We start from the raw sequence: 14,843 nt of genomic DNA on the forward strand, positions 1-14,843 counted from the left end.
GGGGATAACTGTAATCTGCTCAATAAGCTCCACGATCGCTCACAAAGTTTCGGCTTCTTCCAGATCTGCGTCCTGCCAGATAGATGCTCATCAGATGCATACTTAACGGCACTGTTTACAGCTAACTATTGCGCTTCCACTTGGAAACGGTATTTATAGCCTTTGAAATTGGAATCCAGAATAATTTGATAATCACCCCCGATCGTCAGTTTCTGCGACCAAGCGGTTTGTTGATCTTCCATCCCCGTAATAAATTTACCATTCGGATCCGAAACGGCTGGGAGGGGGCCTTTCTGGCTGGTAATGGTTAGGGTTTGTCCTTGAGCCAGTTGAAACCGATAGATATGGCTTCCAGATCCGATAAATTCATCACTAATTTCTGCGCGGGTACTCCCCTTGGCAAAACTGACTCGCTCAGTTTTCTCATTGCAACCACTTTGCACTACAGACTTCGAGATCCAACCCTTAGCTGGGGTAGAAATTCGGAACCAGTTATTTTTTTCTTCTACCACAGTAAGAAAAGTCCCATTCTTCAACTGGCCTACGATCGTGCTTGAGGCGTCAGTATTAGGTTGCGATCGTAGATTGCTAGGCGGATTGGGATCGTCCACCTTGGCCATGGTGACTTTACACTTTTCAAGCTGGCGAATGGTGGCCTCTGTCGATCTAGGTGGCACCGAAGACGGCAGCACAGTGGGATTTGCTGTGGAATCGGGAGCCAAAGTGCCTGTACTCGCACTGGCAGAGGGGGATGGAGACAAGTTAGGAGAAATAGAACCATCGCGATTCGCTGGTGCAGATTGCAGCGATGTTGGATTGGGTGTTGACGAAGGTTCGGGTTTGGGTTGAACCAACGCTAATGTGCCTACAGTTACTGCTGCAATCCCCGTTAGCCCCGCAGCAACTAAGGTAGATTTAGATGCCATATTTCAGCCTTCCTAAAAACGATCAATTGAAGAGCTCTATCGCTATGGTAGGGAGGATATTGTCTTCCGAACCTTGAGACGACATGAAGTTTTGCCCTTTACTTGATCCTTCACACTGAGGCAGCTCAATCTCGCAAGTTACGATAGAGAGATTTAACGATCCTGCGACCCTAGTTACGGGTTAATGTCCGAACGAGTTATGGGTTGTTGTTCGATCGCCTGTTTCACGAGAGGAGCCATTTTGGAGCGCCAATAGCGAATATCCGGCAAGTCGTTCATCATGGACAACACCATTTGAGGTCGTCGTTTCGCGATCGCAACCTCGGCTTTGCTGTAAGCATCCTCCGCTTGTTTCCACTTCACAGTCATACTTCCCATCAAGTTTTCTGCTTGAGTGTAAGCGGGATCCTCTACAGGGACTTGGCGGAGGCGGTTGACGGCTCCCGCAAGGTTGCCGGCGTGCCATTGCTCTTGGGCTTCCACGATGAGTTGACGGCTGGAAGACGAGCTAGATAATTCTGAGCGTTTACTTGATGTATCACAGGTTGTCACCGTCAAGTTCCGGTAAACCCAACCCGGCATGGGTGAATTAATTTTTAACCAACCATCTCGCTCGTCCACTACAACTAAATTGACCCCATTTTTGACGGTTCCCACAATATTGCTGGGCCCAACGGCAGGGGTCGATCGCACATTCAACAATGGCTGAGGATCAGCTGCTAAGGTCTGACAATCGCTGAGTTTTCCCAGTTGGACAGGGGAGGCGTTTCTAGGATCAAAGGATTGGGATGGCTTCGGACGTAGAGTCGCATAGCCAACTCCCAACATTGTTACGCCTGCTGTAAACCACATCCCAACAATCAATGGCAGTTGCAATTTCATGTTCACCCTGTCCTAACTGTGACGAATTCATACTGTGACGAATCCATTCGAACTAGCCTGTGAGCAATCTATTCGAACCAATCAACCCACCGAGCTGTTCCAATGCACTAGAAAACTGTGCTCAGTATGCCCAAAGTTATCGGAAAACTCGAACCTAGAAACCGCCTATTTCCTCACGCAATCGCTAAGAAAGTTCGGTACCTCTACGGAAGGAGAGAAAATAATGTCGCCAATTTATCCGCTAGCTACCTGTCAGAAAATCAGGTTCCTAATTTGGCGTAGACAATTAGTGTCGAGAAAGCCTAAGCGTTGAGAAAAGGTCGAGTGAAAAATCAGGTATCAGCCGTTGTTTAAACGGGTTTTGTAAACATATGTTTCGATATTGACGTCAAAACGGTATTCTGTCTTGACAGCTTCCTGTACAATCGATAGGGTAATATTCATACCCGGGTAAAACGATTTGAAGTTATATGCAAGATAAGCAGAAAGTTACGTTATATCTCCCCTCTGACCTGCATCGCCAACTCAAAATCCGTGCTGCTGTCGATGCTGAACCCATGTCTTCCCTGGCAGAAAAAGCGATTTGTTTTTACCTGACCCACCCTGAGGTGGTGGAATCGGTGGAAGCAGTTCAAGGTCAGACTCATCGTGTGTACGCTTGCCCAGAGTGTCAATCGTCTTTGGTCATGCGGGAAGGGGAAATGGTGACTCTAGGGCAACAGCCTGGAGCTGTTCAGGAGACTGCGCTTTCACTTGATGCAGTTACAAGTGCCGAACTTGTTTCAGGTCAGAGTGAAGAGGCGTTGGTACCCTGTTAGTGCGGAGGATTCGACAGCCTCGGCTTTGTTGAATCCTTCCAAGGTCTAGTCTGGGTTGCTTTGTTCATTGCATTCTCTGCAACATCCCTAACTTTGTGGTGGATCGTCTATGCAAGAAGAACTCAGTGTTCTCATCCAAGCTCAATACCCGCTCATCTATCTTGTAACTTCCGAAGAGGAACGAGCGGAGCAAGCAATTTCAGAGATTGCTCAGAATAAGTTGGAGCGAACAGTTTATAGCTGGACGTTAACCCAAGGGATGGTTCAGTATGGACGTGCAGGTCAACCGCCTCAACCAGGTACCATTCCCCCCCAGCAGGCGATCGCAAGTGCAATTCGCCAATCCGACCCTTCTATTTTCATCTTTAAAGATCTCCACCCCTTTCTCCATGACGGTACGGGTAGTGCAGAGGTTGTCCGTTGGATTCGGGATGCAATTGCAGCCTTTAAAGGAACCCAGAAGACCATCATTCTCATGTCTCCGGTACAGCAGGTGCCGATCGAGCTAGAAAAAGAAGTCGTGGTCATCGATTTTGCTCTTCCCTCCATGGCAGAGTTAAATGATGTTCTCTCAAGGCAATTGGTCTCCCCTCGCGATCGACGGCTCTCCACCGAAAGTCGGGAAAAGCTACTGAAAGCAGCATTGGGGCTGACCCGAGACGAAGCTGAAAAGGTTTACCGTAAGGCTTATGTCACAGCGGGTCGAATGACTGAAGAAGAGGTTGACATTGTTCTGTCTGAGAAAAAGCAACTGATTCGTCGTAATGGCATCCTTGAATATATTGAGGAAGATGAAACGATTAGCGCGGTGGGTGGCTTAGAAGAGTTGAAGCATTGGCTGAAGCAACGCTCCAATGCTTTTACTGAGCGAGCTAGAGAATATGGTTTACCCCAGCCCAAAGGGATGCTGATTTTGGGAGTTCCAGGTTGCGGAAAATCCCTCATTGCGAAAACGACGTCCAAGCTATGGGGATTACCCTTGTTGCGTCTTGATATGGGACGGGTTTATGACGGTTCGACGGTGGGTAAGTCTGAAGCTAACCTGCGCAGTGCCCTGAAAACTGCGGAATCGATTTCGCCAGCCATTCTATTTATCGATGAATTAGATAAAGCCTTTGGAGGGGCGGGCGGATCTGCTGATTCCGATGGGGGTACCTCTAGCCGGATTTTTGGCTCCTTTTTAACTTGGATGCAGGAAAAGACTTCTCCGGTTTTTGTGATGGCCACTGCCAACCGAGTCGAACGGCTGCCCGGTGAGTTTCTCCGCAAGGGCCGCTTTGATGAAATCTTCTTTGTTGACTTGCCCAATGCGGACGAACGGCAGGATATTTTTCGAATTCATCTCCTTAAACGTCGCCGAGACATCGATCGCTTTGATCTAGAACAACTCGCGAATGTGTGCGAAGGGTTCTCCGGCGCTGAGATTGAACAAGCTTTGATTGCTGCTATGTATGAAGCTTTTGCTCAGGATCGAGAGTTTACTCAGTTGGACATCATTGCGGCCTGTCGCGCTACGATGCCGCTGTCCAAGACGATGACTGAGCAAGTGACTGCGCTTCGGGACTGGGCTAGACAGCGTGCCCGTCCGGCAGCAGCCTCCATCGCGGAATACCAGCGATTGGAGTTCTAAAAGCTTTCTCCTGGTTCCCAACAGGAGGGAGGCTAGTTCACAAGAGCTAGCATGTAACAAACAAAGCCACTAGCTACTTCCCAATAGCTAAATGCTTTTGACACTGTTCCTTTGACACTGTTGTCGTTGTTTGCAAATTTCCACGGAGGAAACTCTCATGTCTCACTTTAGCACTCTGCGCACCAAGATCACCGATGCTGAAATCCTGAAGAACTCTCTGCGCGACCTCGGCATCAACGTGAAGAGTGAAGCAGATGTTCGCGGATACAATGGTCAGCGGGTTCGGGCAGACATTGTGGCTGTTCTGGACGGTGAGTATGACCTTGGCTGGTCTCGGAATGCTGATGGCACCTTCGATCTGATTGCCGATCTTTGGGGTGTAGCCAAGAAGCACAACCAAACGGAACTGATCAATTCCATTAACCAGAAGTACGCTGTCAATAAGACCCTTGCGGAAGTTAAGCGGCCTGGTTTGAGCAATGCCAACGTTAAGTTGGTTCTGCAAAAATAGTTTCTCTGCGCGTTCCCAAGCTGACGGGTTAGCCAATGGTTAGCCCGTTTTCTCTGGCGGAGATGCCCGATCGGGTGTCTCCGCTGTACTTTGGGCGATGGAATGTTAGGGTTAAACAGTCAATGTAACGCCTACCCTTTTTGAGTTTGGGATAGTCATCATGCAACCATTAACTGAGGATCTCGTTGCCAGAATTAATCAGATTGTGCGGGACTGTGGTCAATCTGCTAAACACTTGGCGGCTCAAGGGTTTGAAATCTATCAAAAGGGGCCAGGAGATTATGTGACCGATGTCGATCGGGCTTTAGATGAGCAACTCACTCAAGCATTTGGTTGCCTTCTGCCAGAGGACAGTCTAGTCACTGAGGAAAATACAGCCTCTCTGCAAGGTTTTCATAATTTGACCCAACGAATCTGGTGCGTGGATCCCTTAGATGGAACCCAGGACTTTATGAATGGTGATCCAGACTATTCGGTGATGGTGGGAGCATTGCAAGGTGAACCCTTGGCTGGCTGGATTTATGCCCCAGAATACGACGTGCTGTATTTTGGGGGACCGGAACTGGGATTGTGGCAACGCAAAGGAGATCTCGAAAAGTATCCCTTGATGCCCCATCCCGTGCAACAAAGTCAGCGACTGATTATTGGCTATAAGGATTTACAGAATTATGGTGCGGCCATTCAAATCCAGTTACCCCAAGTTGAATTCTGGCAACGTCCTGGTAGTTTTGGACTGAAGGTTCTAGAAGTGCTTCAGGGACAGGCGGGTGCCTATGTCTACTTTAATCAGCGGGTTAAGGTTTGGGATACGGTTGCACCCATCGCGATCGCGCGGGCGGCTGGATTGCAATGTTGTGATTTATCTGGACAGTCGATCGGGTATGCGACTGACCAAATTCAGCCAGAGACTTTGGCACATCTGCAACCGATCGTGATTGGTTGGCCTCCAGTGGTAAACGGTTTGCTGCCTGCTTTGGCAGGGGCTGTTAATGCTAGCGTTTGATCCTAATGGCTCACCCGATCGGGTGGACTTAGGGGCAATGCAATTTTTATTTGGGATTCGGGGCACAATAAAGTCAGGAGCAGCCTGTATCGACTCATAACTGAGGATCCGTAAATTCTCAAGCATGGGATTGATAGGATGACTGCCATCCTAGATAAAGTTTGCTCAATGCAACACAGCCACGGTTTCCTCTGTTATGCAGAGACCCATTGGTTGTTTGTAGTGAGAAAATTAACTTTGATTCAGGCCCCACATCCGCTTTTTTCGCCCTGAACCGCTTCCATGCAAACCGAAGTTATCAGTGAATTGTTTCCCCTTCTCGCCGCTGCTAATCCGGAAACTTTGGATTGGTTGCTGTCTGTTGCTGTTGAGCATGAATATCCTTCAGGTCGCGCTGTCTTGATGGAAGATGCCTGGGGAAATGCCGTCTATTTTGTCCTGTCGGGATGGGTCAAGGTGCGGCGTCACTCGGGTACTGGAGAAGATGTTGCCACTTTAGCGATTCTAGGTAAAGGGGATTTCTTCGGAGAAATGGCCGTTTTGGATGAGTCCCCTCGATCGACGGATGTGATTGCACTCACTCCGGTTAAGCTCCTTAGTATTGCAGCGCAGCGGTTTATCCAAACTCTGTTTAAAGATCCACAATTGCATCATCGGATGTTGCAACTGATGGTGCGTCGGCTGCGCCAAACCAATCTTCGGTTCCAATTGCGGGATCAACCCCCTGCAATTAAGCTGATCCATACGCTGGTGGCACTGGCTGAAGCCTATGGGCAACCGTCGGGGACGGGAATGGAGATTTTTAATATTGCTGCTAAGGATTTAGCGGATGTTTCTGATATTAATGCCGATGAAGCGGCCAAAATTCTGGTGAAGCTGACGGAGAAGGGTTGGGTCAAAATTGATGCGGAACGGCATACGATGCATCTTCCCAATTTGAAGCAGTTGCACCAAGTTTTGCAAAAGGCTAATGGAGGCTAGGGGTAGATACGCTAAGGGGTAGGTGATTGGCGTGGAAGAAATCTTGCGGTTCTTCCTTAGAACGGTAGCCACGGAGGAAATCCCTGCGGCATGATGGATACATATATTCGTCTTGTCGGAGTGTTTTTCATGGGTCAAGAAGAACTCGTCTACACCTCAATGCCATGCTGTTGGGAAACGAAGGCCCAGGATCGAAATCCCGCAGACGAGTTTCCGATCGGAATGGTTTCGCCATTAAAGCTGCACTACCAAGTGGCGATGCCCCAGCCTGCCAATCACTTATTTGAGGTGACATTAAAGGTTACGGGGTGGGGGCAGGAGACTTTAGATGTGAAGATGCCTGTGTGGACTCCCGGTTCCTACTTGGTGCGGGAGTATTCTCGGCATATCCAAAATTTTGAGTCAGTAACGGACTTGGGCGAACAATTAGCGTTTCAAAAATTAGCTAAAAATCATTGGCGAGTTCAGACTCAATCTCAATCTTCGATCGTGATTCGTTACCGGGTTTATGCTAACGAGTTAACGGTTCGTACCAATCATCTCGATCGTACCCATGGATACTTTAATGGGGCAGCTACATTTTTCTATATTCCGGGTTATCAAACGCAGGCGATCGAAGTCACTATCGTGCCCCCCAGTCCGGATTGGCGAGTAGCAACGGCATTGCCTGCGATCGCAGAGAATATCTATCTGGCACGGGATTTTGACACGTTGGTTGATAGTCCCTTCGAAATTGGATTGCAGACACAATTTGACTTTGAAGTCTTGGGCAAACGTCACCAATGGGTGATTTGGGGCAAGGGAAACCTAAATCCTGAGCGATTAATTGCAGATACCCAAAAGATTATCGAAACAGAAGCCAAGATGTTTGGAGGGTTGCCCTACGATCGCTATGTGTTCCTTTTGCACCTCACCAAAGGCTATGGTGGCTTAGAACATAAGGATTGTTGTTCACTAATTTATGATCGTAATGGGTTTAGGAAGCAGAAGGATTATGAATCGTTTCTACAATTAGTGGCCCATGAATTTTTCCATCTTTGGAATGTCAAGCGCATTCGGCCTAAAGCATTGGAAAACTTTGATTATGATCAGGAAAATTACACGCCTTCCTTATGGTTTTGTGAAGGTGTTACTAGTTATTATGACACCCTATTGCCATTGCGTGCGGGCATTTATGGTGCCAAAACCTACCTCAAATATTTGAGTCAAGAGATTACCCGCTATCTCACAACGTTGGGACGATTTGTGCAACCGCTAAGTGAATCAGGGTTTGATGCCTGGATTAAACTGTACCGACCAGATTCGAATACGCCCAATTCTCAGATTTCTTATTACTTAAAGGGGGCAATGGTAACGCTGTTGCTAGATTTAGAAATTCGTAAACGCCATCATAATCAAAAATCTTTTGATGATGTGATGCGGATGATGTGGGAACGGTTTGGTAAAGATGAGGTGGGCTTTACACCACAGGATGCAAAATCGCTGATTGAGTCGGTGACGGGAGCTGATTTAACGGACTTGTTCGATCGCTATCTGCATGGACTAGATGAACTGGATTTTGGGGCTTATTTTCAAGACTTTGGCTTACAGTTAGAGTCTAATGTGGAGAAAGGACTCGCGCCAACTTGGGGGGCGCGGATCGTGACGGAGCAGAATCGGACGATCGTCAAGTCGGTAGCATTTAATTCCCCAGCACAGTTAGCGGGATTAGATGCGGGTGATGAACTAATTGCGATCGATGGGCTGCGAGCAACGGTAGACGAAGTTAACGATCGCCTCCAATCCGCGCAGGCAGGCGATGGCATAGAAGTCACATTCTTCCATCAAGATGAACTACAAACGGCGCAAGTGAGGTTAGCTGAACCCCAACCGACCCAGTTTAAAATTGTGCCAGTTGAGTTGCCGACAGAGCGGCAGGAGACCTTATTTACAGGTTGGCTGGGGGAATCTCTGGGGGATTTGCAATAAGGGCATTGGCGACGACTGTAATAGCTGATAGGGGGGGATTGATGATCGGAATAGGAGGATACAGGCAGGGAAATTGCATGACATCTGCTGGAGTCTGTTCAGAGGGATTGATGCTAGCATCGATGCGGTGGACTCGTTGGAGAGCATAGGTCACAAGTTCTGAGCAAAACAGAGCGGATAAATCTTGAACATTGCCTCCGCAGATTTCATCCATGACATCCATGCCTGCTCCGATCGCTTGAACAAAGTCGTAGGGGATTTTTTGCTGTTCAATCTCCCATAACCAGGATTGCAGATGGAGAATTTCGGATTCTGTCAAAGGAGGATGGAGGGCTGCCCAGCGTGCCGGAGTTTGACTAGCGGCGATACGATGGGACAGCCATTGTAGTTGGGCTCCAAAGTTCTGTTGACCTGTCCCAACGCTGGGGAGACTGGTATCAATGTGGGATTCGGCAATTAGAATGTTATCGCCTTCATCATTAGTCCGATCGACTGAAAAGACAATAGCAACATGAACATGGTCGGATTGAGTTGCAATTTTAACAACATTGGAGGGAATGTCGCTACCCGAAAAGACTAAAACATCACCGGGTTGAATTGTAAGTTGCAGTGCAGCGTAGGAAATTTCGCTGGGGCGATCGAGCTCGTTGTCCAATGACATATCACCATTCTGATTCATCTCTGGTGAGATTATAACTGGTAAAGGATTTGCCACGAAATAATATCTCTGATTCATTCACCTACCCATCCATCGACGAACCCATCTACAAAGAAGTCATTGTGGGAAACGACTGAGGGCCCGTAAGTTTTTGCTAAAAGTCTGTCAAATTGTCTAGTTTTGTCACCTAGCCCGTGAACCCATAAAAATCCCCCTCATCTCCGGCAGTTCATGGCCTAGAAATTAAGGGGGCGAGATCGTATTCAGAAACTTTATTTGCTAATCGTGATTGAAATTACGATCGCAGTGTACCCATCAATCATTGACCTACTTCACTTCTACTACTTCTGCATCTACTACAGCGTTGGCAGCAGTGGTTGCTTTCTCCGCCTTTTGTTGTTTTACCTTAGCAGCGCGATCTTTCAACAATTGTGCCATTTCCGTTGCTAGCAATGTGATCACCACTGCATCATCAATCTGACCAATGAATGGCAGGAAATCCGGTGCAATATCGATCGGGCTGAGGAGATACAGCATCGTTCCGCCAATCACCCACCAGCGATATTTAGGATTTGCGACTAGATTGCGGTACCAGTTGTAGATAGATTCTAGGGAAAAGCTGGCCATCGATGAAATCCTTGGGTTGTGTTGTTTGCTTACACCGTCATCTTCGCAAACGTACCCAAGAATTTCGAGGAATTTCCGGGCGGTTCTCCGTAGGCATTCCGGTGTAGAAAACCTCACTGGAGTAGTTAGGGCTTGATTTTCCTCCCCATGGCTCGATCGACCAGCCCCTCAAACTCTTCTCACTATAAGCGAGCCGAGCTAGCAGAAACGGGGGTAGACACCTTTCGACGGCTTGTTACCACCATGCCCACATCGGTTTGGGGTGCAAAGGTGAAGCCCCGTCGATGGATTTTGACTGGAAGCGGATCGGTGACCAGCATTTCATAACGCTGTACCATATGGGCGAGGGCTAACTTCATTTCCATTTGGGCTAGGGCATAGCCAAGGCAGCGACGATTGCCACCGCCAAAGGGTAAATATTCCGATGGAGAATATTGTCGCTCTAAGAAGCGCTCTGGGCGAAACTCGTTGGGGCTAGGGTATAAATCTTCGCGGTAGTGCACTAGGTAAATACTAGGCACCAGAGGCGTTCCTTCGGTAAAGGTCTGGCCAGCGATCGTGATGGGTTCTTTGGGAATGCGCGGAAATAGTAATGGCGCTACTGGATACATCCGTAGGGTTTCCTGACAAATCGCGGTTAGATAGGGCAACTGCGCGATCGCGAGTGGATTGGCATTGTCGCCTAAGCTAGCAATCTCTTGGCGAAGACGATCGAGGATGGCAGGATTTTGATAGACCTGGTGAAACATCCAAGCCATACTGATGGCCGTGGTTTCATGGCCGACTAGCAAAAGCATGAGCAACTCATTCCGCAGTTCCTCGTCATCCATACCTTGACCATTTTCATCCCGTGCGGCCATCAATAGGCTTAGGATATCCGACTGCCCGGTATCCCCTACCGCACGACGCTCATCAATTTCGGCTTGCAGCAAATCATGGAGTTGGCGTTGCCGTTTCTGAATCCGTCCCCAAGGCGACCAAGCCCCAAAATCCTGTTGCAAAAATTTGAAGAAAATTAGACTGGCTCGCAGGGGTGAATCCAGTACATGCAGCCATGCTCGCAGGAGTGGTTTCAACTGTTCGTAGCGATCGCCTTCCCGTAGCCCAAACACCACTTGGACAATAACCTCTAGGCTCATCTGACGCATGGCCGTCAGCATTCCAAAAGGTTTTCCGGGTTGCCATTGCTGGGTGATGTTGGTAATGATGTCTTCAATCTGCTGGGAATAGGTTTGCAGACGTTCGCCATGGAAGGAGGGCATTAACAGTTTGCGTTTATTGCGATGGGCCTCGCCATCCAGCATCAAGAGGTTACTCATGCCCAACAAAGGCGCAATGATGGTGTTCCCGCGACCAATGTCAAATTTATTAGCATCGTAGCTCAAAATTTCTTGAATCATCTTGGGATCGCTGATGATTACCATGGAGCCTAAACCACTCAGAGTAGCGGTAAAAAAATCTCCATACTGCTGACGACCTTGAACTTGATAGAGCACTGGATCAATAATCCAGTCAAGAAGTTGCTGGAGAGGTGCGCTGGAAACGCGGTTGAGTGAAGAGTTGTTTCCGGCTGTATTTTCTAGAGTAGCGCTGCTTACTGTAGAGTCGTTCACACTCTTAAGTTCCATGCAAAAGCCTTCCTACACTGTGTCATGTGTCATCACTATATCAATCAAGACTCGATTCCTTCTCATACTCTAGTTAGAGGTTAAAAAATTTTGGTTAGGACTATAAGTTTGACAATTAAATCGATCGGGATCCATTAACAAGCTTGACATCAGTTCCCGATTGTTATTTTTCGGGGGCTGCTAGTTTTTAGCAGTCGTTACTTTACAGCTAGCTTGATTACTGCCCTCTGTTACAACCGTTGGGCATCCACGGTCGGATTAGGCAGTTATTAGCTAGGCTCAGCCTGCATCTGCTGTTTGAGTCCTTAGGATCCCCCGTTTTCTAAACGGGGGAGTATGTCAAGATAACTTGCTGGGCTATAGCTTACGGCCAAACCTCGCCTTCAGTGCTTCTAGGGAATTGGCCTGACTGGGATTTTCCGGTTTCTCGTCTGGTTTCGGTTCCGTAGCCTTCTTGGGTGTTTGAGCTTTAGTGCCCCCTTGGGCAGTGCTTCCTTGGGGCTTCGCTTGGTCTACTGCTTTGGATTGATGATGGGATTGAGCCTGCGATCGTGGTTGCGGACGGCCTGGGGAACGATCGCTAGGTGGTTGAACTTTCGATTGCCGATCGTTCGCTTGGCGATCTCTATGGGGTTGGTTGTTCGTGCCGTCGGGAGATCGCATCGATAGCCCGATTCGTTTCAACGCCGGATTTACCTCTAAAACCCGTACCTTCACCACCTGTCCCACCTTCACAATCTGTTTCGGATCACTAACAAAGCGATCGGCTAACTGCGACACATGCACCAATCCGTCTTGGTGTACTCCAATATCGACAAAGGCTCCGAAATTGGCAACATTGGTGACAATGCCCTCCAACTCCATTCCCACTTGCAAATCGGTAATTTCCTTAATATCTTCCCGAAATGTTGCGTATTTGAACTCTGCGCGGGGATCTCGACCTGGTTTCTCCAACTCGCTGACGATATCTCGCAGGGTCGGCTCCCCAATGGTTTCGGTGATGTATTTCTTCAGGTTAGCTTGCAATTGTCCTGCAATCTTACTCGTTTCCGTCAGTGGCACGCCTAAATCTTTTGCGATCGCTTCTACCAGTCCATAACTTTCCGGGTGCACTGCTGTGTTGTCTAGGGGATTGCTGCCCTCGCGAATTCGTAGAAATCCGGCTGCCTGTTCATAGGTTTTTGGGCCTAATTTTGCAACCTTGAGCAGTGCCTTCCGATCGCGGAATGCGCCCTTTTCATTACGATAGGCCACAATGTTGTTAGCAATGGTTGTAGAAATTCCAGACACAAAGGTGAGTAATTCCTTGGAAGCGGTATTTAGGTCAACTCCAACATAGTTAACGCAACTCTCAACGGTTTCATCTAGCTTACGTTTGAGTAGTTTTTGATCGACATCATGTTGATACTGTCCCACCCCGATCGATTTGGGGTCAATCTTCACCAGTTCCGCTAGGGGATCCTGGAGTCGCCGACCAATGCTAATCGCGCCCCGCACCGTCACATCGAGGTCAGGAAATTCCGCGATCGCCACATCACTGGCGGAATAAATGGACGCGCCGGATTCATTCACGATGACTTTGATCGGTTTATGTTCCAATTCGCCAATCACTTCACCGACGAATTCATCGGTTTCCCGGCTAGCGGTTCCATTGCCGATCGCGATCAATTGAATCTGATGTTCCTGGATCAGTTGCTTCAACATTATCGCGGCTTGTTTGCGTTTTTCTGCACCCGTATGGGGAAAGACCGCTTGGTATTGCAGAAATTTACCTGTGGTATCCAGGACTGCGACCTTACAGCCCGTCCGGAATCCAGGGTCGATCGCTAATGTTGGCTGCATTCCTGCCGGAGCTGACAGCAGCAATTCCCGCAGATTCGATTCGAAGGTCTTAATGGACTCGATATCTGCTTCCAATTTTTTCTGCGATCGGACTTCGCTAATCAGCGAATTCTTCATCAACCGATTAAAGGCATCCTTAATCATCGATCGATAAAAGTCCCGCAGTGATCGTACCTTAGTGCGAATCACTTCCGTTTCTAAGTAAGCCAGAACTTGCTCTTCTTCAAAAGTCAGTTCAAAATCGACAATTCCCTCTGACTCGCCGCGATACAGCGCTAGCAAGTTGTGGGGCGCGATCGCTTTCACCTTGGCTTGATAGCTCCGGTACATTTCAAATTTCGTCGTGCCTTCGGGGTAATCGTCCTTCACGCGGGAAACCAATACCCCCGTATCCAGCAGGAATTCCCGGACATAGACGCGGTAATCCGCATTTTCCGCCACTTCCTCCGCTAAAATATCCGAGGCTCCTTGTAGTGCTTCCTCAGCGGTTTTGACGCCCTTTTCTTCTGAGAGGTATTTGGCTGCTTCCGTCAGCATATTCTGTTCTGCCACGTTGGGCTGATTCAGGGCTTTAACCCACTCAGCCAAGTCTCCCAATCCTTTTTCGCGGGCGATCGTGGCGCGGGTGCGGCGTTTGGGCTTGTAGGGCAGGTACAAATCCTCTAGCTCATTCTTTTGTAAACAATTGACGATCTTGGTGCGCAGTTCGTCCGTCAGCTTGCCCTGGGATTCGATCGACTCCAGAATTGTTTGTTTGCGATCTTCCAATTCCGTCAAGTAAGTAAAGCGGTCAAAGAGATTCCGCAATTGAATTTCATCCATGGATCCCGTGCGTTCCTTGCGATACCGCGCAATGAAGGGAACCGTTGCACCTTCATCAAACAGTTCTAGGGCGCTCTCCACCTGTTGTAGACGGAGGGACAACTCTTCGGCAAGGAGCTTAGGAATCTCGATCATAAAAAACGCAAGTTGAAAACTGACAGTCTAATACATCACTATAGCAACCGAATTGCGATCAAGCTGAATTCGGCGATCGCGACATTAATAAGCCCCTTTCCTGTCACCTAGACAAGAAAGGGGTAAAAAATGCCTGATGCTTGATTAACGAGTGATTGACCTGATTGACTGATCCAACTTGATCTGCCGTCACCCCAAACCCTTTCCCAGAGCAGGATGCGGGCTTTCGACCCGACACTTTTGTTCCGAGTTCCTTGGCCCTAGTGAGAAAAGGAATGGAAGAATGAGGGCCTGAGGGATGGGGGAAAAAGAGCTATCAGTTCACCAGAGTGATTGAACAGTCTGATGGGCAAGCCTGATTTGAAAAACATAGAAAACTAGCCAGAATCTAGCTTTTATTTCAAGATTCTAG

The 14,843-nt window shown here is 48.4% G+C and carries 12 protein-coding genes; 6 read left to right on the forward strand and 6 right to left on the reverse strand.

The genetic code is table 11. From position 1 onward, the window contains the following. Nucleotides 1–125: 125 nt before the first annotated feature. The gene (locus tag ACN4EG_RS02440; protein WP_431627564.1) at nucleotides 126–926 is read right to left on the reverse strand and encodes an SH3 domain-containing protein; all 801 of its coding nucleotides are present in this window, start codon (nucleotides 924–926) and stop codon (nucleotides 126–128) included. A gap of 174 nt (nucleotides 927–1,100) precedes the next feature. Further along, complete coding sequence (locus tag ACN4EG_RS02445; RefSeq protein WP_431627565.1) at nucleotides 1,101–1,808, reverse strand: SH3 domain-containing protein; 708 nt, start codon at nucleotides 1,806–1,808, stop codon at nucleotides 1,101–1,103. Nucleotides 1,809–2,278: 470 nt separating this feature from the next. Here ACN4EG_RS02445 and ACN4EG_RS02450 point away from each other — a divergent pair, with 470 nt between their 5' ends. The 6 genes from ACN4EG_RS02450 to ACN4EG_RS02475 all read left to right on the forward strand — a co-directional run bounded on the left by ACN4EG_RS02450 (nucleotide 2,279) and on the right by ACN4EG_RS02475 (nucleotide 8,719). Continuing rightward, entirely contained in the window at nucleotides 2,279–2,626 is a 348-nt protein-coding gene (locus ACN4EG_RS02450) for a hypothetical protein (protein ID WP_431627566.1), read from the forward strand. A gap of 109 nt (nucleotides 2,627–2,735) precedes the next feature. Then, nucleotides 2,736–4,256 (forward strand): stress-responsive protein Ycf46, encoded by a 1,521-nt coding sequence (gene ycf46, locus ACN4EG_RS02455; protein WP_431627567.1) that lies wholly within the window; start codon nucleotides 2,736–2,738, stop codon nucleotides 4,254–4,256. 157 nt (nucleotides 4,257–4,413) lie between these two features. Next, a complete protein-coding gene (locus ACN4EG_RS02460) occupies nucleotides 4,414–4,767 on the forward strand; it encodes a DUF1257 domain-containing protein (protein ID WP_431627568.1) in 354 nt (117 codons plus the stop codon). A gap of 160 nt (nucleotides 4,768–4,927) precedes the next feature. Further along, on the forward strand, nucleotides 4,928–5,770 hold the full coding sequence (locus tag ACN4EG_RS02465) for a 3'(2'),5'-bisphosphate nucleotidase CysQ family protein (protein WP_431627569.1): 843 nt from the start codon (nucleotides 4,928–4,930) through the stop codon (nucleotides 5,768–5,770). A gap of 282 nt (nucleotides 5,771–6,052) precedes the next feature. Beyond that, complete coding sequence (locus ACN4EG_RS02470; protein WP_431627570.1) at nucleotides 6,053–6,751, forward strand: Crp/Fnr family transcriptional regulator; 699 nt, start codon at nucleotides 6,053–6,055, stop codon at nucleotides 6,749–6,751. A gap of 90 nt (nucleotides 6,752–6,841) precedes the next feature. Further along, a complete protein-coding gene (locus tag ACN4EG_RS02475) occupies nucleotides 6,842–8,719 on the forward strand; it encodes a M61 family metallopeptidase (protein WP_431627571.1) in 1,878 nt (625 codons plus the stop codon). Here ACN4EG_RS02475 and ACN4EG_RS02480 read toward each other — a convergent pair. The 4 genes from ACN4EG_RS02480 to ACN4EG_RS02495 form a co-directional block, all read right to left on the reverse strand. After that, nucleotides 8,679–9,380 carry a C40 family peptidase gene (locus ACN4EG_RS02480; protein WP_431627572.1) on the reverse strand — a complete coding sequence of 234 codons (702 nt, stop codon included), beginning with the start codon at nucleotides 9,378–9,380 and terminating at the stop codon, nucleotides 8,679–8,681. The two genes, ACN4EG_RS02475 and ACN4EG_RS02480, sit on opposite strands and share 41 nt — an antisense overlap. A gap of 324 nt (nucleotides 9,381–9,704) precedes the next feature. Further along, on the reverse strand, nucleotides 9,705–10,004 hold the full coding sequence (locus ACN4EG_RS02485; protein WP_431627573.1) for a YkvA family protein: 300 nt from the start codon (nucleotides 10,002–10,004) through the stop codon (nucleotides 9,705–9,707). Between the two features lie 182 nt (nucleotides 10,005–10,186). After that, on the reverse strand, nucleotides 10,187–11,632 hold the full coding sequence (locus ACN4EG_RS02490) for a cytochrome P450 (RefSeq protein WP_431627574.1): 1,446 nt from the start codon (nucleotides 11,630–11,632) through the stop codon (nucleotides 10,187–10,189). 357 nt (nucleotides 11,633–11,989) lie between these two features. Then, nucleotides 11,990–14,431: a Tex family protein gene (locus ACN4EG_RS02495; RefSeq protein WP_431627575.1), complete on the reverse strand. Its 2,442-nt coding sequence runs from the start codon at nucleotides 14,429–14,431 to the stop codon at nucleotides 11,990–11,992. Between the last annotated feature and the right edge of the window lie 412 nt (nucleotides 14,432–14,843).

Source organism: Alkalinema pantanalense CENA528, from assembly GCF_050753345.1.
Taxonomy (GTDB): Bacteria; Cyanobacteriota; Cyanobacteriia; order Leptolyngbyales; family Leptolyngbyaceae; genus Alkalinema; species Alkalinema pantanalense.